Below are 25,116 nucleotides of genomic sequence, written 5' to 3'. Positions count from 1 at the left end.
ATAGGCTGAGGACAAGCGGAATCGAGACGAGGAGATACGGGTGACCATTCGGGTCGGAGTGCTCGGCGCACGCGGCAAGGTCGGGCAGGCGATCTGCGCGGCCGTGGAGGCGGCGGGCGATCTGGAGCTGGTCGCGCAGGTCGACAAGGACGACGCGCTGACGGTGTTCACCGAGACCGGTACGCAGGTCGTCGTCGACTTCACCCACCCCGATGTGGTGATGGGGAATCTGAAGTTCCTGGTGGAGAACGGGATCCACGCGGTCGTCGGCACCACCGGCTTCGACGGGACCCGCCTTGACGAGGTTCGCGGCTGGCTGGCGCAGCGGCCCGAGGTGGGCGTGCTGATCGCGCCGAACTTCGCCATCGGCGCGGTGCTGTCGATGCGCTTCGCCGAGCAGGCGGCCCGGTTCTTCGAATCGGTCGAGGTGATCGAGCTGCACCACCCGAACAAGGCCGACGCGCCCTCGGGCACCGCCTACCGCACCGCCGCCTTGATCGCGGCGGCCCGTGCCGAGGCCGGGGTCGGGGTGAGTCCCGATGCCACCACCACCGAGCTCGAGGGTGCCCGCGGCGCCGACGTCGACGGCGTGCGGGTGCATTCGGTTCGCCTGGCCGGGCTGGTCGCGCACCAAGAGGTGCTGTTCGGCACCCAGGGCGAGACACTGACCATCCGGCACGATTCCATCGACCGCAACTCCTTCGCCCCCGGTGTGCTGCTGGGCGTGCGCGAGATCGCCGGCCGTCCCGGCCTGACCGTCGGGCTCGACCCGTTCCTGGATCTGTGAGTCCGGCCGCCGCACGACCCGACCGGCAGGTCGTGACGATCGTCGCGTTCGTGGCCTTCCTGGTCCTGGCGCTGGTCTTCTACTTCGTGCGCCTGGGCAGTGTGGCCATCGCCTTCATCGCCGACGGCGAATTCGCCGGGATCGCGATGGGTGTCGGCATGCTGCTGCTGCCGGTCGTCGGCGTGTGGATCGTGTGGGCGACACTGCGCGCGGCCTTCGACCACCAGCGCCTGGCCCGGCGCATCCACGAGGAGGGACTCGAGGTCGACACCGCCGAGCTCCCGCGCCGACCCTCGGGCCGGATCGAACGCGCCGCGGCCGATGCCCTGTTCGCCGAGATCAAGACCGAGTGGGAAGCCGACCCGGACAACTGGCGCAGCTCCTACCGGCTGGCCCGCGCCTACGACTACGCGGGCGACCGAACCCGCGCCCGCGAGACGATGCGCCGCGCGGTCGCCCTGGAAAAGCTGGACCGCGACCCCGGAGAGTAGGCGAGCCCATGGCCCGGTTGCTGATCATCCACCACACCCCCTCGCCGCACACCCAGGCGATGTTCGAAGCCGTCCTGGCCGGGGCGGGCGACCCCGAGATCGAGGGCGTGGAGGTGGTGCGCCGGGCCGCGCTGGCCGTCACCGCCGTCGACGTCCTCGACGCCGACGGCTATCTGCTCGGCACCCCCGCCAATCTCGGCTACATGAGCGGCGCGCTCAAGCACGCCTTCGACACGATCTACTACCCGTGCCTGGACTCGACCAGGGGACGGCCGTTCGGGCTCTACGTCCACGGCAACGAGGGCACCGAGGGTGCGGAGAAGGGCGTGGAGCGGATCACCACCGGGCTGGGCTGGCAGCCCGCGGCCGCCGCGGTGGTGGTCTCGGGGCCACCCACGAAGGCTGATCTGGAGAAATGCTGGGAGCTGGGGGCCAGCGTCGCCGCAGGTCTGATGGGGTAGTGGTCGAGGCCCCGAATTCTGGTGGGCTGACACGCGGGCGCCCGATGCGGTAGAACTCGACACCGACGGGTTGCGGGCTGGCCGCGGTGGGTGTTCGAGGACGGGGAATGGTCGGTGAGCGAAGTGACGCGAACGCAGGCGGTGCGGCGGATCGGGCTGGTGGAGGACCACGAGTCCGTGGCGATCGGGCTGGCCGCCATGCTCGGACCCGAACCCGATCTGGATCTGGTCGCGGCCGCGGAATCGGTCAGCGGACTGCTCGCCCAGACCACCGATCTCGATCTCGTCGTGCTCGACCTGCGCCTGCCCGACGGCTCCAGTCCCGAGGACAACGTCACCGCGCTGCGCGAACGCGGCATCGAGGTGCTGGTGTTCACCGGTGCCGACAACGCCTTCCTGGTGCGCTCGGCCGCCAAGGCCGGTGTGCTCGGGGTGCTGCGCAAATCCGAGAGCGTGGCGACGGTGGTCGAGGCAGTGCGCCGGGCCGCCTCGGGCGAGCAGGTGGTCACCACCGACTGGGCCGCCGCCATCGACGGCGATCCGCAGCTGTCCGACGTCGGCCTGAGCCCGCGCCAGGAGGAGGTGCTGATGTTGTACGCCTCGGGGGAGAAGGCCTCGCGCGTCGCCCGGCTGACCGGACTGTCCGAACAGACCGTCAACGACTATCTGGGCCGGATCCGGCAGAAGTACGCCGACGCCGGCCGGCCCGCCCCCACCAAGACCGATCTGTACAAGCGGGCCGTCGAGGACGGGTGGCTGCCCGTGCCGGAACGGCAGCAGCGCACGTGAGTGGTGTCGCGGTCGCGTCGGCGCCCGCGCTCGTCGGGGACACCGAACTCGCCCGCGCGGCCAACGATCAGATCCTGCGCAGGCTGGGCATCGTCATCGGGATCGGTGCGATGCTGGTCATGGCGCTGGAACTGCCCGCGGTCCTGGTCCAGCCCGTCAACCCCACGATGTGGCCCGAGCTGCACCTGATGGCCGCCTACGCGCTGTTCGCCCCGTTGGCGATCGTGTCGGCTCGTGGTCCGGTGGCCGCGATCGGCCGGGTCGCCGCCGCGGCCGCGCTCTGCTACTTCGCGGCGACGCTGGTGACCCCGCTGGTGTACTCGGTGATCGACATCGGTTCGTTCGCGTCCTGGCCGTATCGCGGGCTCGCTCTCGGCGTGCTGGCAGCCGGACTGGCCTGGCCGCGCGGGATCGCGGCCGGGTTCGCGGTCGTGCTCGCGGTGGCGACCAGTGTGTCGAACACCCTTGTCGTCCCGGATGGTTCGGGGTGGGCGGCGGTCGGTGACGTCACTCGGGCACTGGGCGTGGCCGCGCTGTTCCTGTGGTGCGTCGTCTACGCGAGGTCCTCGGCCGAACGGGTCGACCGCGAGGCCGTCCAGCAGCGCCTCCGGGCCGCGACGGTCGCGGCGACGGCGGCCCGCGAGCGCGAGTCCGCCCGGTTCGCCGCGCTCATCCACGACGGCGTGCTCTCCACGCTCCTGGAGGCCTCGCGCGCCGAGCGGTCGTCGCCGGTACTGCGCGACCAGGCCGCGCGCACCCTCGACCAGCTCGAACACTCGCGCAGCGCGCCCGAACTCGACCACTTCGACGCCGTGGCCACGGTGGAATTCCTGCGCGACGCGGTGCGCGAGGTGGGGCCCGACCTTCCCGTGCAGGTGTCCTCGCACAGCGGGGCCGACCTGTGCCTGCCGATCGAGGCGGCGCAGGTGCTCGGCGCCGCGCTCGCCGAGGCCGTGCGCAACAGCCTGCGCCACGCCGACCTGACGACCCGGCAAGCCGCCCGCGGAGTGTCGGTGACCGTGGCCACCGGCGGGATCCGGGTGGTGCTCTCCGACGACGGCGCGGGCTTCGACCCCGCTCGGGTACCGGCCGACCGGATGGGCATCGCGGGCAGCATCCTGGGCCGGATGCGCGCCCTGGCTGGCGGGGCGGCGTTCGTGGAGTCGGCGCCGGGCGCGGGCACCGTCGTGACCTTGGTGTGGGCCAGTGACGGCTGAGCGCGACCTGCCGCTGGGCATGCGCGATCTGTTCGGGCTCAGCGACGGCATGGCGTGGCTGTTCGTGGTGATCTTCGAGGTCACCATCGTCATGTACATGCGGGTGAACTTCGACATCGCGCCGCCCGCGCTGGCCTTCGTCGCCCTCGTACTGATGGCGGTGGCGGCACTGGTGGTGCTGGTCTTCCCGGTGGACCCGCTGCCGTGGCCGGCGACCGCCTATGTGGCCGCTGCCGGGCCGGTCTCGGTGGCGCTGACCATGCCGTGGGTCGAGAACCCCACCAGCTTCGCCCACCAGTTGTGGACGGCGTATCCGACGTCGTATCTGCTGTCGATGCTGGTCCTGCGTGGTCGGATCGTCTCGGCCTGGTGCGGGGTGCTCGCCACGGGGACGGTGCTGGTCACCATGGGCGCGTTCACCACCTGGCACCCCGAGACCGTGGTGCGAGCGCTGACCCCGGTCGCCACGGTCGGCGCGGTCACGGTGTTCATGGCGATCGTGCGCCCCACCCAGCGGTCCCTGCGCGAATTGCGCAGCCAGGCCAATCGCCGCGCGGCCACCGAGGCGGCACTGGCCGCGGCCACCGCCGAGCGTGACCGGCAACTGACCCGGCTCGACCGGATGGCCCGGCCGGTGCTGGCGCGCATCGCCGAGGGCGCCCAGCTCACCGACGCCGAACGCGAGCAGTGCCGGTTGCTCGAAGCCGAACTGCGCGACGGACTGCGCGCGCCCGACCTGGCCACCGAGCGGCTGAGCACCGCCGCCCGCAGGGCACGATCACGCGGTGTCGAGGTGACCCTGCTCGACGACGGCGGCTTCCTCGGTGTGCCGGAATGGGTGCGCCACCACGTGATCGACGCCGCCGTCGAGGAACTCGACACGGCCGAGGCGGGCACGGTCACCGTGCGGGTGCTGCCGGTGGGCAGGCGCTGGGTGGCGACCGTGCTGGCGGCGGCGCCGACCGGAGACCGGCGCACCGAGATCGACACCGCGGGTGCCGTGCACGTCTCCACCTGAGCCCGGATTTCCTGTCGGACCCCTGTGCGAGGCTGAGCCGATGCAGCGGATGAATGCGGCGGCGGCCCGGCGGACCGCGTTGGCCGCCCAGGGTTTCGGCAAGCGCAGACCGGCCAAACCCAATCGGCGCGCGGTGCTCGATGTGGTCGCCAGAACCCGTCTGCTGCAACTGGATTCGGTGTCTGCGGTGGTGCGCGCGCACTACGCGCCGGTGTTCAGCCGGATCGGCGCCTACGACCGAACCCTGCTCGAGGGCGCGGCCTGGAGCGACAGCCCGCGGGCTCGGCGTGGGTTGGTCGAGTACTGGGCGCACGAGGCGGCGCTGATCCCGGTCGCGGACTGGCCGCTGATGCGCTGGCGGATGGCGAAGTACCGGCACGGGCGCTGGTCGGGGATGCGCAAGGTCGTCGAGCGCAATCCCACCCTGGGCAAGGACATTCTCGATGTGGTCACCGAGGTCGGCGCCGCGAGCGCCGGGGAGATCGAGCGTCACCTCGAACTGGACAAGCTCCGCCCCAAGGGCACCTGGTGGAACCTCAGCGACACCAAGATGCTGTGCGAGCAACTCTTCGCCGCGGGGGAGTTGTCCACCGCGCGCCGGGTCGGATTCACGCGCCACTACGACCTCACCGAACGGGTCGTCCCCGCCGATGTGCGCGGCCGCGAGATCGGCGAGGACGAGGCCGTGCGCGAGCTGTTGCGCCGCGCGAGCCGCGCGCTCGGTATCGCGACCGAATCGGACCTGCGCGACTATTACCGTCTGCACCGCCGCCAGAGTGCCCCGGCGATCGCCGCCTTGGTCGACGCGGGTGAGCTGGTGCCCATCGACGTCGACGGCTGGGACGCGCCCGGCTACCTGCATCCGGAGGCGAGCACCCCGCGCCGGGTCGCCGGCGCCGCGCTGCTGTGCCCGTTCGACCCGCTGATCTTCTGCCGCCCCCGGATCCAGCGAATCTTCGGTTTCCACTACCGGATCGAGATCTACACCCCCGAACCCCAACGGGTGCACGGCTATTACGTGTTCCCGTTCCTGCTCGACGGACGCCTCGTCGGCCGCGTCGATCTGCGGGCCGAGCGCGGCAGCGGCAGGCTGCTCGCGCCCGGTGCCTTCGCCGAACCCGGTTACGCCACTCCGGAGACCGCGGGCGCACTGCGCGCGGCCCTGCGGGAGATGGCCGACTGGCTCGAACTCGACGAGGTGGTGATCGGTGAGCGCGGCGATCTCGCGCCGCTGCTGTGACCGGTCACCAGCCCTTGCCGCCCGGGCCGCGCATCTGATCGCGCAACGCGCCGGAGACGGCGCCGGAGAGCCAGGAGTTCAGCGACTGCCCGTTCTGGGCCGCGGCCTCCTCGGCCCTGGACTTGAGCTGTTCGACCAGACGCAAGGTCACCCGGCTGATGTCGCCGGTCATCTCCTCGAACGTCGGTGGTTCCTCCGGGCCCGACGGCGTGTTCTTGCGCACGTCGGCCACGGCATCGGTGCCGTCGAGCCGGATGTGCACGGTGCGGTCGCCGAGCTCGGTACTGATCTCGGCGGCCAGTTCCGACAGTGCCGAGAGCAGCACGAGCCGGCTCGAGCTCTCCACCGCGGCGGCCAGGGCGGCGGCGGTGGCCTGCGTTTTCTCGTCGCCGAGAGCAGCGGCGGCGATCAGTTCCTCGCGCAGCCGCGCGGTGTGAGCGTTCAGATCCATGACATCAGTGTGGCGTCATTCATGACATCACGCAAGGTGAAAGGCTGCCACCGGCAGCCGCTTCGGCCGCTAGGGTGTCGAACCGGGTTCGGGGACCGGGTAGCCTTTCTGACCATGACGAACGGTGAATCGACGCCCACGGAGCTGCACGCGTCCGGCACGGTCGGTGTCGCGATGGTGACCCCCCTCAGCGCCGCGGGCAAGCTCGACGTCGATGCCGGTGTGGCACTGGCCGCACGTCTGGTCGACCGCGGGGTCGATCTGCTCGCGATCTCCGGCACCACCGGTGAGTCGCCGACCACCACCGAGACCGAGAAGGCCGACCTGCTCCGTGCCGTCGTCGACGCCGTCGGCGACCGGGCCACCGTGATCGCCGGTGCCGGCACCTACGACACCGCGCACTCGCTCGAGCTGGCGCGCGCCGCCGAGAACGCGGGCGCGCACGGTCTGCTCGTGGTGACCCCGTATTACTCGCGACCCACGCAGGAGGGGCTGATCGCGCACTTCACCGCGGTCGCCGACGCCACCGCCCTGCCGGTCACGCTCTATGACATTCCACCGCGATCGGTCGTACCGATCGCGATCGACACGATCCGTCGCCTGGCCGAGCATCCCAACATCGTCGCGGTGAAGGATGCCAAGGGCGACTTGGTCTCGGGCGCCGACCTCATCGCCAGCACCGGGCTGGCGTTCTACTCCGGAGACGACGGGCTCAACCTGCCCTGGCTCTCGGTCGGCGCGACCGGATTCATCAGCGTCATCGGGCATCTGGTGCCCGAACGACTGCGCGAGATCCATCAGGCCTACACCATCGGTGACGTGGCAAAGGCCAGGGAGCTCAACGCGACACTGTTGCCGCTGTATGCGGCCATGACCCGCCTGGGAGGTGTGGCGATGTGCAAGGGAGGACTCCGATTGCTCGGCATCGACGTGGGTGAACCACGGTTGCCCCAGCTGATGCCGAACGAGGCTCAGCTCGAAGAACTGGCGCTGGACCTGCAGGCCGCGGGGGTGTCGGCATGACCGAACCCGTCGCTCGCAAGCCCCGTCGTCGCGCGGCCTCCCGTGCCGCGGGTGCGCCCGAACCCACGCCGGTCGAGGCCCCGGTGGAGAAGGTCGAGGCCCCGGTGGAGAAGAAGGCCCCGGTGGCGGACAAGGTCGTGCCGCCGAAGGCCGCCGAACCCGTCGTCGCCGAACCGGTCGCCGAGATCGCCGCCGAGGCGGCGCTGACTGTCGAGGTCGAGGCGGCCACCGAAGCGCAGACCGTCGCGCAGGAGCGCACCGAGCCCAAGAAGGCCAGTGCGCGTCGCGCCAAGACCAAGCCCGCCGAGCAGGCGGCCGCACCGCAGCAGAACCGTCGTGGCGGCGGCGCCGGCGGCCGTGGCAGGCAGGGCGGTCGTGGTCGTGGCGACGTGCAGTCCGAACCGCGCCAGAAGGCCGCCCAGGACAAGCTCGGTGCCCCGCCGAAGCTGCCCAAGAACGGTCTGCGCGTGTTCGCCCTCGGCGGTATCGGCGAAATCGGCCGCAACATGACCGTTTTCGAGTACGACGGCAAGCTGCTGATCGTCGACTGCGGTGTGCTGTTCCCCGAGGACCAGCAGCCCGGCGTCGACCTGATCCTGCCCGACTTCCGGCCGATCGAAGACCGGATGGACGACATCGTCGCCATCGTGCTCACCCACGGTCACGAGGACCACATCGGCGCGGTGCCGTTCCTGCTGCGTATGCGCTCCGACATCCCGGTGATCGGTTCGAAGTTCACCCTCGCCCTGGTCGCGGCCAAGGCCCGCGAACATCGGCAGCAGCCCAAGCTGCGTGAGGTCGCCGAGGGCGAGACCACGGTGCACGGGCCGTTCGAGCTCGAGTACTTCGCGGTCAACCACTCGATTCCCGACGCCCTCGCCATCGCCATCCGCACTCCCGCGGGCGTCGTGCTGCACACCGGGGACATCAAGCTCGACCAGCTGCCCCTCGACGGGCGGCTGACCGACCTGGCCGGGTTCTCCCGTCTCGGCGACGAGGGTGTCGACCTGCTCCTGATCGACTCGACCAATGCCGAAGTCCCCGGCTTCGTCACCCCGGAACGTGAGATCGGGGGCGTGCTCGACACTGTGATCGGCAAGGCGCGCAACCGCGTCATCGTCGCGTCCTTCGCCAGCCATGTGCACCGCATCCAGCAGGTCGTCGACGTGGCGCAGAAGTACAACCGCAAGGTGTGCTTCGTCGGCCGCTCGATGGTTCGCAACATGCAGATCGCCCAGGACCTGGGCTATCTGACCGTGCCCGAGAACGTGGTCGTGGAGATGGATCAGGCCGCGAGCCTGCCCGGCAATCGCCTGGTGCTGATCTCCACCGGCTCGCAGGGTGAACCGCTCTCGGCGCTGTCGCGGATGGCGCGTGGCGAGCACCGGCAGATCCACATCCGTGAGGACGACCTGGTCGTGCTCGCTTCCTCGCTGATCCCCGGCAACGAGAACTCGGTGTTCGCGGTGGTCAACGGCCTGGCTCGGCTCGGCGCGACGGTGATCACCCAGCAGAGCGCGAAAGTGCACGTCTCCGGCCACGCCTCGGCCGGTGAACTGCTGTACCTGTACAACGCGGTGCGGCCGACCAACGCCATGCCGGTGCACGGCGAATGGCGGCATCTGCGCGCCAACGCCGCCCTCGCCGTGGCCACCGGCGTTCCCGAGGAACGGGTGATGCTCGCCGAGGACGGCGTGGTGGTCGACCTGGTCGACGGCATCGCCTCCATCGTCGGCCGTGTTCCGGTCGGGTACGTCTACGTGGACGGCCTCTCGGTCGGTGACGTCGGCGAGTCGACGCTGTCGGACCGCCTCGTGCTCGGTGAGGGTGGCTTCATTTCCATCGCCATCGTCATCGACTCGACCACCGGCAAGGCGGTCAGCACGCCCGAGATCAACGGGCGCGGCTTCTCCGACGACCGGACCGCCCTGCACGGCGCGAACGAACTGGTCGAGGCCGAGCTGCTGCGCCTGGCCGGTGAGGGCATCACCGACACCCACCGCATCGCCCAGGGCGTGCGCCGGGTGGTCGGGCGCTGGGTCGCCGACACCTACCGTCGTCGCCCGATGATCGTGCCCACGGTGATCGGCGTCTAGGAACCGGCAACGACGAAAACCGCCGGGTGACAAGGTCACCCGGCGGTTTCGGTGTGGTGTGGGCTACGCGCTCTGGCAGGCCGCGGAGTCGAGCTTGGCCGACTTCACGATGCTGCAGGCGAAGGTGTTCGACACCTTCCAGTCGCTGCCCTGCGCAACGAACTGGACGGTCGCGCCTTCCACGGGGGCGCCGTCGATGGTCACGTCCGCGTTCGCCTTGAGCTTGCCGTCGGCGGGATCGTCCACCGAGACGATCTTGACGGTGACCTTGTTCTCCTTGGCCGCCGTCACGAACTTGTCGACCAGATCAGGATCCCGATCGGCGTTCTCGATGTAGGTCAGCTTCTCGGAATCGCTGAGCTGGCCGTTGAGCGCCTTGTTGACCCGGTCGTTGAGCTCCTCGGGCGTCGGCTTCGGCAGGTTCGGTGCCGGCGTCTCGGCGATCGAGGCGCCGGTGTCCGACTCGCCGCCGGTGTTCTCGGACTCGAAAGCGGTCGTCGACGTGTCGCCGGCGGCGCTGGTGTCCTCGGAGTCGGAGCTGCACGCGGACAGGCCCAGCGCGGCGGCGGTCATCGCGATGGCCGCGATGGTCTTGAACGAACGGTTCTTCACAACTGTCCTTCTGGTGTGAGTCGGATGTCTACAGCGAGTAGCCGGGCGTGCAGTTCCAGTGCGCGATCTCGGTGCCGCTGCTGGACTGCTTGCCGAGCGCATCGGTTGTCGCCGCGGACAGCGAGGGCCCGGAACCGTAGCTGATCGTCCGCTCGACCTTGTTGACCGCGATGGCGCCGCATCCGTTGCGCCAGGTGACCTTGACTTCGCAGTCGGTGCCGCCGCGTGACTGGCAGTCGGCGATGGCCATGCTCGCAGCCTGTTCGTAGCTGTTCGAGTTGGGCACCCAGCCGTAGTAGCCGGTCTCGAGCGACAGCGCGATCGCGCTGTAGGTGTTCGAGGCGTAGGCGTTGCCGTTCCCGTCCCCGACCTGGGCTGCGGCAGAGGCCATGTGTGCCGACATGATGGCGCCGACGGCGGCAGTGACGACTGCGGCCCCGGACAGAATGTGCTTCACGATCAAATCCCCTTCATCTGTTCACTGGTCCACGACCCGATGGACCAGTGACAACGTACCGGGCAGGGCCCCGACACACCAGCGAGCGAGCCGGGATCTGGCCTGCGCCAAAGGGATCTGACAAGTTTCTTGTAAGGTCTCGGCACCGGTGCCGCTGGTCGAACTCGTGCGAAACGCAGTCTCGAGTGCGCCTTTCGCGAGCTGACCGCAAGCACCGCGACCTGCGGCGTAGTGTCGAACCGGCACCTGAACCGGGGTGGGACCAGTGTTGCGGATGGTCCGGACGGTGCCCGAGCGGCTAGCCTGATGGTCATGGCAGGTAAGTCCCGCAGCACCACGACCTCTCGTGCGCGGGCGGGATCGAGCGGGGGGCGCGCGCCCTCGGCGCGGTCTCGTTCGGCGAACCCGCGAGCGTCGTCGGCACCGCGCGGGCGCACCACGCCCGTCCGCAGGCCGGTCAAACGCGCCTCCAACACCGCCCCGCTGGCGGTGATCGGCCGCGGGATCGGCAGCGGCTGGACCATGCTGGCCCGCGGTCTCGGCGCCACCACCCGCACGCTGAGCCGGGCGGGTGAACTCGAACACGGGCACCGGCGCGACGGCATCGGCCTGGGACTCATCGCCCTGAGCGCGATCATCGCCGCCGCGGTGTGGCTCTCGGCCGGTGGGCCGGTCGGTCGCTTCCTCGAAGACGTCGTACGCGCGGTCGCCGGGTCGGCCGCCGCGCTGGCCCCGATCCTGTTCGTGGCGCTGGCGGTGGTGCTGATGCGCACCGAACCGCATCCCGAGATCCGGCCCCGGCTGGTCCTCGGCGGTCTGCTCGTTGTGCTGCCCGCCCTGGGCCTGTGGCATCTGGCGGCTGGTTCGCCCACCGACGCGCACGGGCGGTCCAGGGCCGCGGGCGCCCTGGGCTACGCGATCGGCGGCCCGCTCGGGCAGGGGCTGACCCCCTGGCTCGCGTTGCCGATCCTGTTGCTGGCCATCATCTTCGGCGTCCTGCTGCTCACCGGGACCACGGTGCGTGAGGTGCCGACCAGGTTGCGCGAGTACTTCGGCCTCGGCGAATACGCCGACGACGGCGACCCGTACGACCCGGCCAACTACGACGCCGACGGATTCCCGGTGCACCGCAACCGAACCCGCCGCCGCGGCCGAAATCCCGACGACAACTACCCGCCCGACGAGTTCGGCGGCTCCGACGCGATCACCGAATCCCTGGGTGAACCGCCGCTGCGCGATGCCAAGCCGATCGTCGAGGAGCCGCCCGCGCCGGCGCCCGCCCCGAAACCGGCGCGCAAGCGTCCGCCCGCCAAGGCCGTCGATCAGACCCCGCCCGCGCCGCCGGAACCGGAGTTCGTCACCGACCGGGTCGTCGACGGGGACTACACGCTGCCGCCGCTGACCCTGCTGCTCGACGGTGACCCGCCCAAGAAGCGTTCGGCCGCCAACGAGTCGATGATCGAGGCGATCACCGAGGTGCTGGTGCAGTTCAAGATCGACGCCGCGGTCACCGGCTTCGTGCGTGGCCCGACGGTCACCCGCTACGAGGTGGAGCTGGGCCCCGGCGTCAAGGTCGAGAAGATCACCGCGCTGGCGCGCAACCTGGCCTACGCCGTCGCCACCGAGAACGTGCGCCTGCTCGCGCCCATCCCCGGCAAGTCGGCCGTCGGCATCGAGGTGCCCAACGCCGACCGTGAACTGGTGCGCCTGGCCGACGTGCTCAAGTCGCCGCACACCCGCAACGACCATCATCCACTGGTGATCGGCCTCGGCAAGAACATCGAGGGCGAGTTCGTCTCGGCCAACCTGGCCAAGATGCCGCATCTGCTGGTGGCGGGGTCGACCGGCTCGGGTAAGTCCAGCTTCGTCAACTCGATGCTGATCTCGCTGCTGCACCGGGCCACCCCCGAGGAGGTCAGGATGATCCTGATCGACCCGAAGATGGTGGAACTCACGCCCTACGAAGGCATTCCGCACCTGATCACGCCCATCATCACCCAGCCCAAGAAAGCCGCCGCCGCGCTGGCGTGGCTGGTGGAGGAGATGGAACAGCGCTACCAGGACATGCAGGCCAACAAGGTGCGCCACATCGACGACTTCAACAAGAAGGTGAAGTCGGGCCAGATCACCGCGCCGCTGGGCAGCGAACGGGTCTACCGGCCCTACCCCTACATCCTGGCCATCGTCGACGAGCTCGCCGATCTGATGATGACCGCGCCGCGCGACGTCGAGGACGCGATCGTGCGGATCACCCAGAAGGCGCGCGCGGCCGGCATCCACCTGGTGCTGGCCACCCAGCGCCCGTCGGTGGATGTGGTGACCGGCCTGATCAAGACCAATGTGCCCTCGCGACTGGCCTTCGCCACGTCCTCGCTCACCGATTCGCGGGTGATCCTCGATCAGCCGGGCGCGGAGAAGCTGATCGGCATGGGCGACGGGCTGTTCCTGCCGATGGGCGCGGGCAAGCCGACCCGGCTGCAGGGCGCCTTCATCTCCGACGAGGAGATCCAGGGGGTCGTCGAGTTCAGCAAGACCCAGGCCGAGCCGGAGTACCAGGAGGGCGTCACCGCCGCCAAGGCGGGCGAGGCCAAGGACGTCGATCCCGATATCGGCGACGACATGGACGTCCTGCTGCAGGCGGTGGAGCTGGTGGTCACCTCGCAGTTCGGCTCGACGTCGATGCTGCAGCGCAAGTTGCGGGTGGGCTTCGCCAAGGCGGGCCGGTTGATGGACCTGATGGAGACGCGTGGCGTCGTCGGACCCAGCGAGGGGTCCAAGGCGCGCGACGTGCTCATCAAGCCGGACGAGCTGGACGGGTTGCTGTGGTCGATCCGTGGCGGGGAGCCGGGCGGAGCCGAGGACGAGTAGCGGGGTTTGCTCTGACCGTGCCGGGAGCAGGCGGCGACGAACGAGGAGGGACCTGGCGAGCTCGATGCGGCCGGGAACGTGGGAGGACCGTCGGAGGACGGGATGGCCTGTGGTCAGGCCGGGGGAGTACCGGTCAGGAGTCGCCGCGAACGCGCGAACGGCGTTGCGGTAGACCGGCATTCGAGGGCAGCCGGTGCATCGGTGCCCGGCGCTGGTACTGCGCGGTGGGTTCGGTCACGGCTCGCTCCTCTCGCGGGTGCCGGTGGATTCGGTCGGTGCGATGACGGTAGCAGCGCGGCCTCGTGCGACGGTACGGGTTTTCCGGCGCGGCCGGGGCGGGTGGATAGGGGCGGTGGCGCCTGTGTGTGAAATCATGGCGGCACACATCCACGCGGTACTGGCTGAAACGGACATTTCGGGCATTATGGGCGGCATGAACTACTTCGATCGGACCACGACATGCAGGTGACCGCGCTCGTCTGGGTGATCACCGCGGTGGTGATTCTCGGCCTGTTCGTCTTCGACTTCTTCGCGCATGTGCGCACACCGCACGATCCCTCCTTCAAGGAGTCGGGTTTCTGGTCGGCGGTCTACATCAGCATCGCGCTGCTGTTCGGGCTGTTCGTGGCCTGGCAATGGGGCGGGGTGTACGCGGGGGAGTACTACGCGGGCTTCGTCACCGAGAAGGCGCTCTCGGTGGACAACCTGTTCATCTTCCTCATCATCATGACCACCTTCGCCGTGCCGCGGATCTACCAGCAGAAGGTGCTGCTCATCGGCATCGTGCTCGCGCTGGTCATGCGCGGCGCGTTCATCGCCGTCGGCGCGGCCGCGATCAACGCGTTCAGCTGGGTGTTCTACCTGTTCGGCGCGTTCTTGATCTACACCGCCGTGAACCTGCTGCGCGAGAGCGGGCACGAGGCCGAGCACGAGGAGAAGCGCGACAGCCGCATCGTCGTGCTGGCCAAACGCTTCCTGCCGACCACCGATCACTACGACGGCGACAAGCTGATCACCAAGATCGACGGCAAGCGGGTGGTGACTCCGCTGCTGCTGGCCCTGCTCGCCATCGGTTTCGCCGACCTGCTGTTCGCCCTCGACTCGATTCCGGCCATCTACGGCCTCACCCAAGAGCCGTACCTGGTGTTCACCGCCAACGCCTTCGCGCTGATGGGCTTGCGTCAGCTGTACTTCCTCATCGGTGGCCTGCTGGACCGGCTGGTGTATCTGTCCTACGGCCTGTCCGCGATCCTGGCCTTCATCGGCGTCAAGCTGGTCCTGCACGCGTTGCACGAGAACACGCTGCCGTTCATCAACGGTGGCGAGCACGTGAGCGTGCCGGAGATCTCCACCGTGCTGTCGCTGTCGGTGATCATCGGCATCCTGACGATCGCGACGGTGGCCAGCCTGATCCGCACCCGCAACCGCGACAAGGCCGAACAGTAGGTCCGCTCAGGCGAAGGCGCCCATCACCGGCAGCCACTCGACGACGCGCACGGCCTCGATCAGGTTCTTCTCGGCGAACGGATCGTGGCCGAGCAGTTCGGTCAGTGCGGCGGCGTTTTCGGCGCGGAAGAGCAGCAGCGCGCCCGTACCGTCCGGGTACGGGCCGCTGCTGAGCAAAACGGTGGCGGAACGCGACCCCGCGTGGTCGCGTTCCGCCACCGCCTCCGGGCCCGCCGGGGGCATCGCGGTGTCCACGAGTGCGTTCTGCCACGCCCGGTGCTCGGGACGGTGAATCGCGCGGTCGGCCGCGGTGTCGTCGGTGTAGGTGTAGTGGACGGCGAAAATCGGCACGGGCGTATCGCTTTCTGCGGGTGCCCGGCTGATCCGGGCGGGATCGAGCGGGGAAATCAGAGCGTGAGCAGCATGCGGGTGTTACCCAAGGTGTTGGGCTTGACGAAGCTCAGGTCGAGGAACTCGGCCACACCGGTGTCGTAGGACCGGCACATCTCGGCATAGACCTCCGCGGTCACCGGCGTGCCATCGATCTCGACGAAACCGTGCCTGCTGAAGAAATCCACCTCGAAGGTCAGCACGAACACCCGCTGCAACTGCAGCTCACGCGCGACCGCGATCAGGTGCTGCACCACCGCGCCGCCCACCCCGCGGCCCTTCACCACCGGATCGACCGCGACCGTTCGCACCTCGCCCAGATCGGCCCACAGCACGTGCAGTGCGCCACAGCCGACGACCTGACCGTCCAGCTCGGCGACCCAGAACTCCTGCACGGCCTCGTACAGGGTGACCAGATTCTTCTCCAGCAGGATCCGACCCGCGTACTCGTCGACCAGGCGCTTGATCTCGGGAACATCGGAGGTTCGCGCGCGTCGGACGATCAGGTGCGGAAGAGGCGCCACAGTGGGCGCGACAGGGTGCGCGTCGCTGGTCGAACCACTCAGTGGTCCCCGTGAGGTCATGGGGTGCACAGTAGTCGGCCCGGTTACCGATAGTCTGAACATGTGCCGCACATCCTGTCGTTCCGCTCACCGCATCGCGCCGGGCCCGACGACCGGATCGGACGGTTGCGACCGCGCGAGCAAACCACGCGCGAAATTGCTGGATCTCGGCGCAGTGCCGGTGAGTGCCGAGAGGGCAGGGCATGAGAGGTCAGCGCCTGGAGGCGGCAGCTCGCGTCACCACGGAGGGCGCCCGAGCATGCCGGACGGAGACAGCATGAGCGTGCGACCCGAAGAAATCGATCGTGGGTCGGGTGCCCACGCACCGCCGCGCGCGGTGCCGGAGCGGGCCGAACCACAGGTTCCGCTGCTCAACATCGCCAATGTGCTGACCGTCGCGCGCATCGTGCTGGTGCCGCTGTTCGTGCTCGCGCTGTTCGCCGCGGACGGTCATGACACGCGCTGGCGGATCATCGCCGCGGCCGTGTTCGGCGTGGCCGCGATCACCGATCGCTTCGACGGGCAACTGGCCCGCAAATACGGCCTTGTCACCGATTTCGGCAAGCTCGCCGACCCCATCGCGGACAAGGCGCTGATCGGCGCGGCCCTGATCGGACTCTCGATCCTGGGGGATCTGCCCTGGTGGATCACCCTGGTGATCTGTGGCCGTGAGATCGGAATCACCCTGCTGCGGCTGGTGGTCGTGCGACGCGGGGTGATCCCGGCCGGCCGCGGCGGCAAGCTCAAGACCCTGGTGCAATCGGTGGCCATCGCGCTGCTGGTGTTGCCGCTGTCGGGCGCCTTTGCCACCGCGGGGATGGTCCTGATGTATCTGGCCGTCGTGCTGACGGTGGTCACCGGCCTGGACTACGTCGGGCAGGCGGCCCGGCTGTGGTTCGCGGGAGGACGCGCGCGCGGCGAGTCCCGCTCGTGAGCGATCCCCTCGTCGCTGGCGCGCCGGTCGCCGAACTGGTCAGGGCCCTGAACGCGGCCGGGCAGACCGTGGCGACCGCGGAATCGCTCACCGCGGGTCTGCTGGCCGCCACCATCGCCGGTGTTCCCGGTGCCAGCGCGGTCCTGCGCGGCGGCCTGATCGTCTACGCCACCGACCTGAAGAACCACCTGACCGGCGTCGACGACGAGGTGCTGCGGCTCGACGGGCCGGTCGCAGCCTCGACCGCCGAGCAGCTCGCGCTGGGGGCGCGGCAACGGTGCGCGGCCGACTGGGGCCTGGGATTGACCGGGGTCGCCGGACCCGATTCCCAGGACGGACATCCGGTCGGCACGGTATACCTCGGGTTGTCCGGTCCGAGCGTGAGCGAAGTGCTCCGGTTGAAACTGGGCGGTGACCGGTGGACGATCAGAATCGGTGCGGTGCACAGCGCGGTGCGGGAGTTGCTGCGCTGTGTGATCGCGGCGACATCGGATCCGGTTCCGGAGCGGAACTGACCGGATTCGGGAACCACCGGCCGATGCTCGACGTTGTGCCAGAAAGAGGTGAGCACCGCTACGGTGGTGACACGAGGTGGAGGAGAACGAGATGACGCTGCTGCGGGAGGCAATCGGGGACAGTCTGCGGCGTGCGCGTCTCGCCCAGCATCGAACGCTGCGCGAGGTGTCGACCTCGGCGCGGGTGAGCCTCGGCTATCTGTCGGAAGTGGAGCGCGGCCGCAAGGAAGCCTCCAGTGAATTGCTCGCCGCCATCTGCGAGGCACTGGACGTGCCACTGTCGCGGGTGCTGTGGGACGTGAGCACGATCATGGCCGGTGCCGACGGCTCCGCGCCGCGTGAACCCGCGCTGACCGGCCCCGCCGCCGAGCGTGAGCCCGACGCGGCCGAGCCCGCCCCGGCCGATACCGAGCCGGCCGCCACCGCGAGCGCGGCGGCCGAACAGGGCGCCAAGATCGGCATCGCCGAAGACACCCGCATCGTCATCCCGGCGCCGAGAGCCGAGATGCTGGTATTGGTGAAGGGGATGTGACGCGGCGAACCCCGTGCCGGACGCGCGAGACGCTGCACACCGCTGGCGAGAACGGATAGATTCTCTTCAGGCGTCGATTGGGCCGGGCAGACCGGTCCGGGTGCCGCATGGTGAAGGATAAGCACATATCTGGTGCGTGACGGTCGCGCACCACCAGTCGCACACGAGCGACGCACAGATGGAGGCGGGATCAATCGATGGCTAATCCGTTCGTGAAGGCCTGGAAGTACATGATGGCCCTCTTCGACTCCAAGATCGAAGAGCATGCGGATCCGAAGGTCCAGATTCAGCAGGCTATCGAGGAGGCGCAGCGCCAGCATCAGGCGCTGTCGCAGCAGGCGGCGTCGGTGATCGGTAACCAGCGTCAGCTGGAGATGAAGCTGAACCGTCAGCTCGACGAGGTCGAGAAGCTCAACGCCAACGCCCGGCAGGCCGTCACCCTGGCCGACCAGGCGGCCACCGCGGGCGACACCGAGAAGGCGATCCAGTACACCAACGCCGCCGAGGCGTTCGCCGCGCAGCTGGTCACCGCCGAGCAGTCGGTGGAAGACCTCAAGGTGCTGCACGACCAGTCCCTGCAGGCCGCGGCTCAGGCCAAGAAGGCGGTCGAGCAGAACGCGATGATGTTGCAGCAGAAGGTCGCCGAGCGCACCAAGCTGCTCAGCCAGCTCGAGCAGGCCAAGATGCAGGAGCAGGTCTCGGCCTCGCTGCAGCAGATGGACTCCACCCTGTCCGCGCCGGGCTCCACACCCAGCCTGGACGCGGTGCGCGACAAGATCGAGCGTCGCTACGCCAACGCGCTCGGTTCGGCCGAGCTGGCGCAGAACTCGGTGCAGGGCCGGATGATGGAGGTGCAGCAGGCCAGCATCCAGATGGCCGGGCACAGCAAGCTCGAGCAGATCCGCGCTTCGATGCGCGGTGAAGCACTGCCCACCGGCAACACCGCGGCGGTCGACCCGGCGCAGCCGCAGGCCGCGCCACCGCAGATCAACAAGGGCCAGGCGGCTCAGCAATAGGAGCACAGGTCCGCCCGAGGGCGCGGTGACCCGGCGGCGACGCCAGGTGACCGCGCCATCAGCGGACCGCGGAAGGACGAGGGGATGAGCGGGAGAACACGGCGCGAACGAGCCGAGATCGTCGGCCCCACCGCTGTCGCGCGCGCGTCCGCCGGGGTGCCTGCCACGCTGCGCGATGTCGGCGAGCAGGCGATGGTCGCGGTGCGCCGCTGGGCCGATCCGCGCGAACGTGAGCTGCGCCGCCGCCGCCGCGCGCGCAGGCGCAGCTTCCAGCTCGGCACCGCCTCCGGAATCACCACCGTGGGCGCGGTGGGCCTGGCTGTGGTGTCGGCCCCGGCCTGGGCGGTCGTCGTGATCGGTGGTGGCGCCGTCGCGTTCGTCACCGGCACCGCGTTGAGCGCCCGGCGCTATCTGCAGCTGCGGGGCCAGCCCCTGCCGCAGGCGGCCTTCGTCGCCCGCAAGACTCCCGGGCTGCGGTCGGCGGCACGCGCGCCCATCCAGCGATTGATCCGCGCCGAACGGGCACTGCACGGCCTCGGCACCCAGATCGCGCGCACCCGGCGCCTGCCCGAGGACGAACTGCGCGATCTGCTCGACACGGCCCGCTCCGGCGCGGCCGCCCTGCACGCCCTCGCCACCGACATCGTGGCGATGGAACAGGCCGCCGACACCGTCGGCCGGGCCGATCCCGACACCATCTGCGCGCTGAAGGCCACCGTGACCGGTGTGCAGACCCGGCTCGACGCCGGTGTCGTCGAATACGAACAGCTGGTGGCTGCGGCGGCCCGGATCCTTGCCGTTCCCGAGGACACCGTCGTCGCCTACCAGTTCAACGGGATCGTCGCCGATCTGCGCGAGGCCGCCGACCGGCTCGACGGCTGGGCGCAGGCACTGACCGATCTGGCCGACCGGCCGGTCGCCACGCCCCCACACTGAGCCCGCCCTGATCGTTTCCCGGCCCCGTCACTCGCCCTGGGTGACGGGGCCGAGTCGTGTCAGGCGCGGGTGTTGGCGTGGTGCGGGGCGTCGAGATCCATCTCGGGGTGAACCCTGAATTGTTCCCCATATCGAGGGTGACCTGGTGATTTATCGATACGGAACTGGCAGCATCGAAGAAGACGGATCGCCGGAGTGCGGTCGCGGTACTGGCGAGGAGTCACATCATGGTCTGGAAAGTCATCGGCATCGTCGTCGTCGCGTGGATCGCCCTGTCGATCATCGGCGCGCTGATCAAGGGACTGCTGCCGCTGCTGGTTGTCGCGGCCATCGGCACCGGCCTCTACCTGCTGTACAAGGCGGTCTCGGGATCGAACGACAAGTCCCCGCTCACCAAGTCCTGATTCGCGCCGGCGCCTACCATGGGCCGGATGGAGCAGGTACCCGAGAACTGGCAGCGCGGCCTGGTGATCGTCGCGCATCCCGACGACATCGAATACGGCGCCGCCGCCGCGGTCGCGCGCTGGACCGGGCAGGGCAAGGACATCAGCTATCTGCTGGTCACCCGCGGTGAGGCCGGGATCGCGGGAATGGCACCGGCACAGGCGGGTCCGCTGCGGGAGGTGGAGCAAATCGCGGGGGCGCGCGAGGTCGGCGTGCACACCGTCGAATTCCTCGAGCACCCGGACGGGCGCATCGAAGAGGGGCTCGTGCTGCGTCGTGATCTGGCCGCGGCGATTCGCCGGCACCGCCCGGAGATGGTGGTGCTGCTCAACTTCGGCGACACCTGGGCACCGGGCCTGGTCAACAGCGCCGACCATCGTGCCGTCGGCCGCTCGGCGATGGACGCCATCTCCGACGCGGGCAACGAGTGGATCTTTCCCGAACTCGCCGATCTGGCACCGTGGTCGCCGCGCTGGGCCGCGGTGGTCGGTCCGGTCGTCACCCACGCGGTCGACGTGAGCGCGCACCTGGAGCAGGCGCATGACTCGCTGGCCGCGCACCGTCGCTACCTGCAGGTGCTCAACCCGGCCATACCGGTCGAGGAGCAGGTACAGGAGGTCATCGCGATGGCGACCGGGCCCAAGGAAGGATTCCCCGCCGCGCACGCGGTCGGCTTCGAATTGTTCACGTTCGCGGGCTGATCGGCGGCTACCGACCTGGAACGTCTGACCCGGTGCGCTCGGTCACGCTGAGCTGCCACCAGTTTCGTAGAAGCCGCCGCACCGTCGGGGGGAGTGTGATCGCACGGATCCTCCTGAAGTGGTCGGGCGGCGTGGGGGCTCGTCGGCGTGACGCCAACGCGCGAACCGGGATTCGGCCGGGTGTGATGTGGGCGACAGGCACCACCTGTCGATGTGGCAGGCTGAGGCCCATGCGAGTAGCCGTGGTGGCCGGGCCCGATCCAGGGCATGCGTTTCCCGCGATCGCGTTGTGTCTGCGATTGCTCGAGGCAGGCGACGAGCCGGTGTTGTTCACCGGACCGAGGTGGCTGGACGCGGCGCGGGCCGCGGGGATCAGTGTGCGCAGGCTCAAGGGGCTGGCGCCGCGGATCACCGACGACGATACCGACGCGGGCGCGCGGATCCACGAACGCGCCGCGCACATCGCGACCGAGAACCTGCCCGAGCTGAGCGCGATGCTGCCCGACCTGATCGTCTCCGACGTCCTCACCGCGGGGGGCGGGATGGCGGCCGAGCGGCTCGGGCTGCCGTGGGTCGAACTGTCCCCGCATCCGCTGTACCTGCCGTCGAAAGCGTTGCCGCCCATCGGCAGTGGGCTCGCCCCGGGCGAGGGCGTACGCGGCCGGGTACGCGACGGGGTGTTGCGCACGATGACCGCGCGCGCGGTCCGCACCGGTCAGCGACAGCGCTCCGAGGCACGGGAGAGCATCGGGCTGCCCGCCGAGGACCCCGGCCCCACCGCACGGCTGGTCGCCACGCTGCCCGCACTGGAGGTCGAGCGCCCGGACTGGCCCGCCGACACCCATGTGGTCGGGCCGCTGTTGTGGGAACCCACCGACGCCGTCCTCGCGCTCCCGCCCGGTGACGCCCCCCTGGTGATGGTGGCGCCCTCGACCGCGCACACCGGTGTGGCCGCGATGGCCGAGACCGTGCTCGCCGGACTGACCGGTCTCGGTGTGCGCGCGGCGGTGTCGATGCTCGACACCCCACCGGCCGACCTGCCCGACTGGGCGACCGCGGGCCTGGGCCGTCAGGACGAGCTGCTCACCCACGCGGCGGTGGTGGTGGGCGGCGGTGGACACGGTCTGCTCGCCAAGTCCCTCTCGGCGGGCGTGCCCGTGGTGACGGTGCCCGGCGGCGGCGACCAGTGGGAGCTGGCCAATCGCGCTGTCCGTCAAGGTGGTTCGCTGCTGGTGCGGCCGCTCACCGCTGAGGCGGTGGGTGCGGCGGTCCGCAAGGTGCTCGACGACCCGGCCTTCGCCGACGCCGCGCGCCGGGCGGCCGAGGGCCGCGACGAGGTGGCGGACCCGGTGGAGATCTGTCACCGCGCCCAGGCCTCGGTCTGACAGCTGGCACCGAGGGCGATCCGGCGGCCGGCGGGCCGCCGACGGCGAGCGTGGGACCGGTGGTGGTGCCGCCGAATGCGTCGACGGTCCTCGATGGTTGCCCTGTCGGGTGCGCCCGGGCGCGAGTATCTTGGGCAGCGTGCGGTTGACCGAATTCCAGGAGCTGATGCACACCGAGTTCGGCGCGGCCCGCGCCGACGCCCTGCTGGCCGATCATGTGATTCCGACGCTGGGACGAACCGGGCGGGCCGCGATCGACGGCGGTGTCGACCCTCGGGAGGTGTGGCGCGCCCTGTGCGCCGATTTCGATGTCCCCCGAGCCCGGTGGTGATCGGGCGATGTCGGTGACAGCGCACGATCCACCCACCCGGCCGTACCGGTTCGACGAACGACTGCGGATGATCCCGGTCGATCCCGAGAGCCTCGCGGCCAGGGTCGCCGTGGCCGACCCACACGATTTCGTCGGCCTGCGCAGGCTGGGTATCGCGTTGATGTTGCTCGGCCGCCACGACGAGGCACTCGATCGGCTCGATCAGGCGCTGGAGCTGGCCGATACCCAGCAGCGCCGGATCACTGTCTGGATCAACCTCGGTGACGTCTACCGCTACCGAGGTGAACCGGGGCCCGCCGAGGTGCTCTACCGGCGTGCGCTCGAGGCCAGCCGGGCGCACGACCCCGATCTGGTCTCCTTCGCCGCGCACCACCTCGGCAAGTCGTTGGCCGAGCAGCACCGCCCGCGCGAAGCCAGGGAGCTGCTCAACGAGGCACTGCGGTTGCGGGTGGCCGACGGTGAGCCCGAACTCATCGAGTCGACTCGGACGGCGCTCGATCACCTCGCCGACCTGGCTCTGTCACTGCCGCCGGTGGTCGCCGACCTGCTCGGCCCCGCACCCGTCTGGTCGGCCGAGCACGAGGGCCGTGGCGGCAACCTCGTGCGCGCGGGCGGGTATTGGATCAAGCGAGGGCCGGCAGCGGTGGCCGAGTACGAACGGCTGACCTGGTTGCGTGATCACGGGGTCGCGGTGCCCGAGGTGGCCGCCTTCGCCGAGGACGTCCTCGTGCTCGCCGATGTCGACGGCGGCTCGCTCACCGGGGCCGGCGACGCGGCCGCGGTCGGCACGCTGATGGGCCGGGTGTTGCGCCGGGTGCACGACCTGCCGGTGGACAGGTGTCCGTTCGACAGCGGCCTGGACGTCAGCCTCGCCCGCGCCCGCCGCGCGGTGGTCGAGGGCTTCGTCGACCCCGCCGACTTCGACGACGACCACCGCGACCTCAGCCCCGCCGAGGTGCTGGCGCGATTGCGGGACCGGCGCCCGGCCGAGGAGGACGTGGTCGTCACGCACGGCGACTTCACGCCGGGCAATGTGCTGGCCGGCGGCGTGCTCATCGATGTCGCGGTGCTGGGCCGCGGCGACCGCTATCGCGACCTCGCCCTGGCCCATCGCGATCTGGCCGAGGACTTCGGCGCCGATGCGGTGGCGGCGTTCGGTGCCGCCTACGGGCTGTCCGACCTCGATGCCGACCGGCTCTACTACTACCGACTGCTCGACGAATTGTTCTGACGCCGAACCGGATTCACTCCGTGATCTTGGCGTAGTGCCGGGCCGCCTTGGTCCGGTTGCCGCAGGTCGCCATGGAATGCCAGCGGCGGGTGCCGTTCTTGGACGTGTCGTAGAAGAACAGGACACAGTCGGGATGCGCGCACTGGCGGATGCGGTGCGGCGCTTCGGCGATGAGCCGCAGCAGATCGTCGGCGGCCAGCCAGCCGGGCAGCCACGCCGGATCGGCCACCTCCGGGACCTCGCGCGGGCCCTCACCGGTGAGCTCACGGCGGATGCGGCCGTGCGCGAGGACCTGGTTCACCGCCGCGTACTCGCCCGTGGTGACCGCGGCGTGAATGGCGTCGCGGGCGGTGCGCAGCGCCTGCAGGGTGTGCTCGTCGGCGGGGACCTGCTCGGCGAGGCCGAGCAGGTTCAGCCACAGCCGCAGTCCGTCGAGATCGTCGAGCAGATCGCCCGGGTCATCGCCGCGCCACCGCGTGTTGAGCAGGTCGAGGGCGGGTGGTTCGCCGGTGTGCGGACGGGGATCACGCATCCGGCGAGGCTACCAACCCCACCGGTTGACGCCGCCGGTCTGCCACCTTAGGGTCTAACTGGCAAAAATAAATTAGCAGGTTAGGTTCGGGCATTCCGAATCTCCGGGAAAGGCTTCGCCGTGCGACCACCACTACCACCGTTCGATCTCGACTCCGCGCGTGCCAAGGTGCTCGCCGCCGAAAACGCTTGGAACACCAAAGATCCCGAGCGTGTCGCCGCGGCCTACACCGAGGACTCGGTGTGGCGCAATCGCGACGAGTTCTTCACCGGTCACGAGGCGATCGTCGACTTCCTCACCCGCAAATGGGCGGCCGAGAACGGCTACGTCCTGCGCAAGGATCTGTGGGCCTTTCACGACAACCGCATCGCCGTGCGCTTCCAGTACGAATGGCACGACGCGGCGGGGCAGTGGTGGCGCAGCTACGGCAACGAGCAGTGGGAGTTCGCGCCGGACGGGCGGATGGCGCGCCGGGAGGCCAGCATCAACGACGTGCGCATCGACGAATCCGAGCGGCGGCTCTTCGGGCCCCGCGCCGAGGGTGAGGACTCCGTGCTGCCGCAGCGGTGACATCGGGGTTGCCGGTCGGGGAGCGCTTCGCGTGTTACCGGGCGCGTCGCTTGACTCGAATGGGTGTTCGACTAATCTGG

28 protein-coding genes are annotated in these 25,116 nt (G+C 69.8%); 22 read left to right on the top strand and 6 right to left on the bottom strand.

Features of this window, described 5'->3' with window-relative positions; translation table 11 throughout:
• The first annotated feature begins 40 nt into the window (after positions 1-40).
• From dapB to BOX37_RS21240, 7 genes are all read left to right on the top strand, one after another.
• Positions 41-787 (top strand): 4-hydroxy-tetrahydrodipicolinate reductase, encoded by a 747-nt coding sequence (gene dapB, locus BOX37_RS21270; RefSeq protein WP_071929186.1) that lies wholly within the window; start codon positions 41-43, stop codon positions 785-787.
• Entirely contained in the window at positions 784-1,278 is a 495-nt protein-coding gene (locus BOX37_RS21265; RefSeq protein ID WP_071929185.1) for a hypothetical protein, read from the top strand. The genes dapB and BOX37_RS21265 overlap by 4 nt, the downstream gene beginning before the upstream one ends.
• Before the next feature lie 8 nt (positions 1,279-1,286).
• Positions 1,287-1,739 (top strand): flavodoxin family protein, encoded by a 453-nt coding sequence (locus BOX37_RS21260; RefSeq protein ID WP_071929184.1) that lies wholly within the window; start codon positions 1,287-1,289, stop codon positions 1,737-1,739.
• Between the two features lie 114 nt (positions 1,740-1,853).
• Positions 1,854-2,528 (top strand): response regulator transcription factor, encoded by a 675-nt coding sequence (locus tag BOX37_RS21255; RefSeq protein ID WP_071931743.1) that lies wholly within the window; start codon positions 1,854-1,856, stop codon positions 2,526-2,528.
• A complete protein-coding gene (locus BOX37_RS21250) occupies positions 2,525-3,745 on the top strand; it encodes a sensor histidine kinase (protein ID WP_071929183.1) in 1,221 nt (406 codons plus the stop codon). The genes BOX37_RS21255 and BOX37_RS21250 overlap by 4 nt, the downstream gene beginning before the upstream one ends.
• The gene (locus tag BOX37_RS21245; protein ID WP_240504973.1) at positions 3,735-4,763 is read left to right on the top strand and encodes a hypothetical protein; all 1,029 of its coding nucleotides are present in this window, start codon (positions 3,735-3,737) and stop codon (positions 4,761-4,763) included. Before BOX37_RS21250 ends, BOX37_RS21245 begins: the two co-directional genes overlap by 11 nt.
• Before the next feature lie 40 nt (positions 4,764-4,803).
• Positions 4,804-6,003, top strand: coding sequence for a winged helix-turn-helix domain-containing protein (locus BOX37_RS21240; protein ID WP_071929182.1), 1,200 nt, complete (start codon positions 4,804-4,806; stop codon positions 6,001-6,003).
• A 4-nt stretch (positions 6,004-6,007) separates the two neighbouring features.
• Here the strand turns inward: BOX37_RS21240 and BOX37_RS21235 are convergent, their stop codons facing one another.
• On the bottom strand, positions 6,008-6,454 hold the full coding sequence (locus BOX37_RS21235) for a toxin-antitoxin system HicB family antitoxin (RefSeq protein ID WP_071929181.1): 447 nt from the start codon (positions 6,452-6,454) through the stop codon (positions 6,008-6,010).
• 114 nt (positions 6,455-6,568) lie between these two features.
• On the opposite strand from BOX37_RS21235, the gene dapA reads away from it, so the two are divergent.
• Positions 6,569-7,477 (top strand): 4-hydroxy-tetrahydrodipicolinate synthase, encoded by a 909-nt coding sequence (dapA, locus tag BOX37_RS21230; protein WP_071929180.1) that lies wholly within the window; start codon positions 6,569-6,571, stop codon positions 7,475-7,477.
• On the top strand, positions 7,474-9,573 hold the full coding sequence (locus BOX37_RS21225) for a ribonuclease J (RefSeq protein ID WP_071929179.1): 2,100 nt from the start codon (positions 7,474-7,476) through the stop codon (positions 9,571-9,573). Before dapA ends, BOX37_RS21225 begins: the two co-directional genes overlap by 4 nt.
• A gap of 63 nt (positions 9,574-9,636) precedes the next feature.
• On the opposite strand, the gene BOX37_RS21220 is transcribed toward BOX37_RS21225, so the two are convergent.
• Positions 9,637-10,185, bottom strand: coding sequence for a WKL family lipoprotein (locus tag BOX37_RS21220; protein ID WP_071929178.1), 549 nt, complete (start codon positions 10,183-10,185; stop codon positions 9,637-9,639).
• A gap of 28 nt (positions 10,186-10,213) precedes the next feature.
• Positions 10,214-10,642: a DUF4189 domain-containing protein gene (locus BOX37_RS21215; RefSeq protein ID WP_156910481.1), complete on the bottom strand. Its 429-nt coding sequence runs from the start codon at positions 10,640-10,642 to the stop codon at positions 10,214-10,216.
• 312 nt (positions 10,643-10,954) lie between these two features.
• Between BOX37_RS21215 and BOX37_RS21210 the strand changes: the two genes are divergently transcribed.
• Both BOX37_RS21210 and BOX37_RS21205 read left to right on the top strand, forming a co-directional pair.
• On the top strand, positions 10,955-13,510 hold the full coding sequence (locus tag BOX37_RS21210) for a DNA translocase FtsK (RefSeq protein WP_071931741.1): 2,556 nt from the start codon (positions 10,955-10,957) through the stop codon (positions 13,508-13,510).
• Positions 13,511-13,969: 459 nt separating this feature from the next.
• A complete protein-coding gene (locus tag BOX37_RS21205; protein ID WP_071929176.1) occupies positions 13,970-14,956 on the top strand; it encodes a TerC family protein in 987 nt (328 codons plus the stop codon).
• 6 nt (positions 14,957-14,962) lie between these two features.
• On the opposite strand, the gene BOX37_RS21200 is transcribed toward BOX37_RS21205, so the two are convergent.
• Complete coding sequence (locus BOX37_RS21200; protein ID WP_071929175.1) at positions 14,963-15,307, bottom strand: YciI family protein; 345 nt, start codon at positions 15,305-15,307, stop codon at positions 14,963-14,965.
• Positions 15,308-15,363: 56 nt separating this feature from the next.
• Positions 15,364-15,930, bottom strand: a complete 567-nt coding sequence (locus BOX37_RS21195) for an amino-acid N-acetyltransferase (protein WP_071929174.1) — start codon at positions 15,928-15,930, stop codon at positions 15,364-15,366.
• A 256-nt stretch (positions 15,931-16,186) separates the two neighbouring features.
• On the opposite strand from BOX37_RS21195, the gene pgsA reads away from it, so the two are divergent.
• From pgsA to BOX37_RS21150, 10 genes are all read left to right on the top strand, one after another.
• Positions 16,187-16,843: a CDP-diacylglycerol--glycerol-3-phosphate 3-phosphatidyltransferase gene (gene pgsA, locus BOX37_RS21190; protein ID WP_071929173.1), complete on the top strand. Its 657-nt coding sequence runs from the start codon at positions 16,187-16,189 to the stop codon at positions 16,841-16,843.
• The gene (locus tag BOX37_RS21185; protein ID WP_071929172.1) at positions 16,840-17,358 is read left to right on the top strand and encodes a CinA family protein; all 519 of its coding nucleotides are present in this window, start codon (positions 16,840-16,842) and stop codon (positions 17,356-17,358) included. The genes pgsA and BOX37_RS21185 overlap by 4 nt, the downstream gene beginning before the upstream one ends.
• Positions 17,359-17,449: 91 nt before the next feature.
• On the top strand, positions 17,450-17,890 hold the full coding sequence (locus tag BOX37_RS21180) for a helix-turn-helix domain-containing protein (RefSeq protein ID WP_071931740.1): 441 nt from the start codon (positions 17,450-17,452) through the stop codon (positions 17,888-17,890).
• 197 nt (positions 17,891-18,087) lie between these two features.
• On the top strand, positions 18,088-18,906 hold the full coding sequence (gene pspA, locus BOX37_RS21175) for a phage shock protein PspA (protein ID WP_071929171.1): 819 nt from the start codon (positions 18,088-18,090) through the stop codon (positions 18,904-18,906).
• An 84-nt stretch (positions 18,907-18,990) separates the two neighbouring features.
• On the top strand, positions 18,991-19,842 hold the full coding sequence (pspM, locus tag BOX37_RS21170) for a phage shock envelope stress response protein PspM (protein ID WP_240504972.1): 852 nt from the start codon (positions 18,991-18,993) through the stop codon (positions 19,840-19,842).
• A 227-nt stretch (positions 19,843-20,069) separates the two neighbouring features.
• Entirely contained in the window at positions 20,070-20,246 is a 177-nt protein-coding gene (locus BOX37_RS34680) for a hypothetical protein (RefSeq protein ID WP_167659971.1), read from the top strand.
• A 27-nt stretch (positions 20,247-20,273) separates the two neighbouring features.
• The gene (locus tag BOX37_RS21165; RefSeq protein WP_071929170.1) at positions 20,274-20,987 is read left to right on the top strand and encodes a PIG-L deacetylase family protein; all 714 of its coding nucleotides are present in this window, start codon (positions 20,274-20,276) and stop codon (positions 20,985-20,987) included.
• A gap of 230 nt (positions 20,988-21,217) precedes the next feature.
• Entirely contained in the window at positions 21,218-22,372 is a 1,155-nt protein-coding gene (locus tag BOX37_RS21160) for a glycosyltransferase (protein ID WP_071929169.1), read from the top strand.
• A 139-nt stretch (positions 22,373-22,511) separates the two neighbouring features.
• Positions 22,512-22,703 (top strand): DUF3046 domain-containing protein, encoded by a 192-nt coding sequence (locus BOX37_RS21155; RefSeq protein WP_071931738.1) that lies wholly within the window; start codon positions 22,512-22,514, stop codon positions 22,701-22,703.
• A 7-nt stretch (positions 22,704-22,710) separates the two neighbouring features.
• The gene (locus BOX37_RS21150) at positions 22,711-23,934 is read left to right on the top strand and encodes a phosphotransferase (protein WP_071929168.1); all 1,224 of its coding nucleotides are present in this window, start codon (positions 22,711-22,713) and stop codon (positions 23,932-23,934) included.
• A 13-nt stretch (positions 23,935-23,947) separates the two neighbouring features.
• Here BOX37_RS21150 and BOX37_RS21145 read toward each other — a convergent pair whose 3' ends face one another.
• Positions 23,948-24,466, bottom strand: coding sequence for a CGNR zinc finger domain-containing protein (locus BOX37_RS21145; RefSeq protein ID WP_071929167.1), 519 nt, complete (start codon positions 24,464-24,466; stop codon positions 23,948-23,950).
• 120 nt (positions 24,467-24,586) lie between these two features.
• Between BOX37_RS21145 and BOX37_RS21140 the strand changes: the two genes are divergently transcribed.
• On the top strand, positions 24,587-25,036 hold the full coding sequence (locus BOX37_RS21140) for a nuclear transport factor 2 family protein (protein ID WP_071929166.1): 450 nt from the start codon (positions 24,587-24,589) through the stop codon (positions 25,034-25,036).
• The last annotated feature ends 80 nt before the right edge of the window (positions 25,037-25,116 follow it).

Source organism: Nocardia mangyaensis (assembly GCF_001886715.1).
In the GTDB taxonomy this organism is placed as follows: Bacteria; Actinomycetota; Actinomycetes; order Mycobacteriales; family Mycobacteriaceae; genus Nocardia; species Nocardia mangyaensis.
The sequence above is the reverse complement of the archived record's forward strand: the minus strand, read 5'-3'. Positions and strand labels throughout refer to the sequence as shown.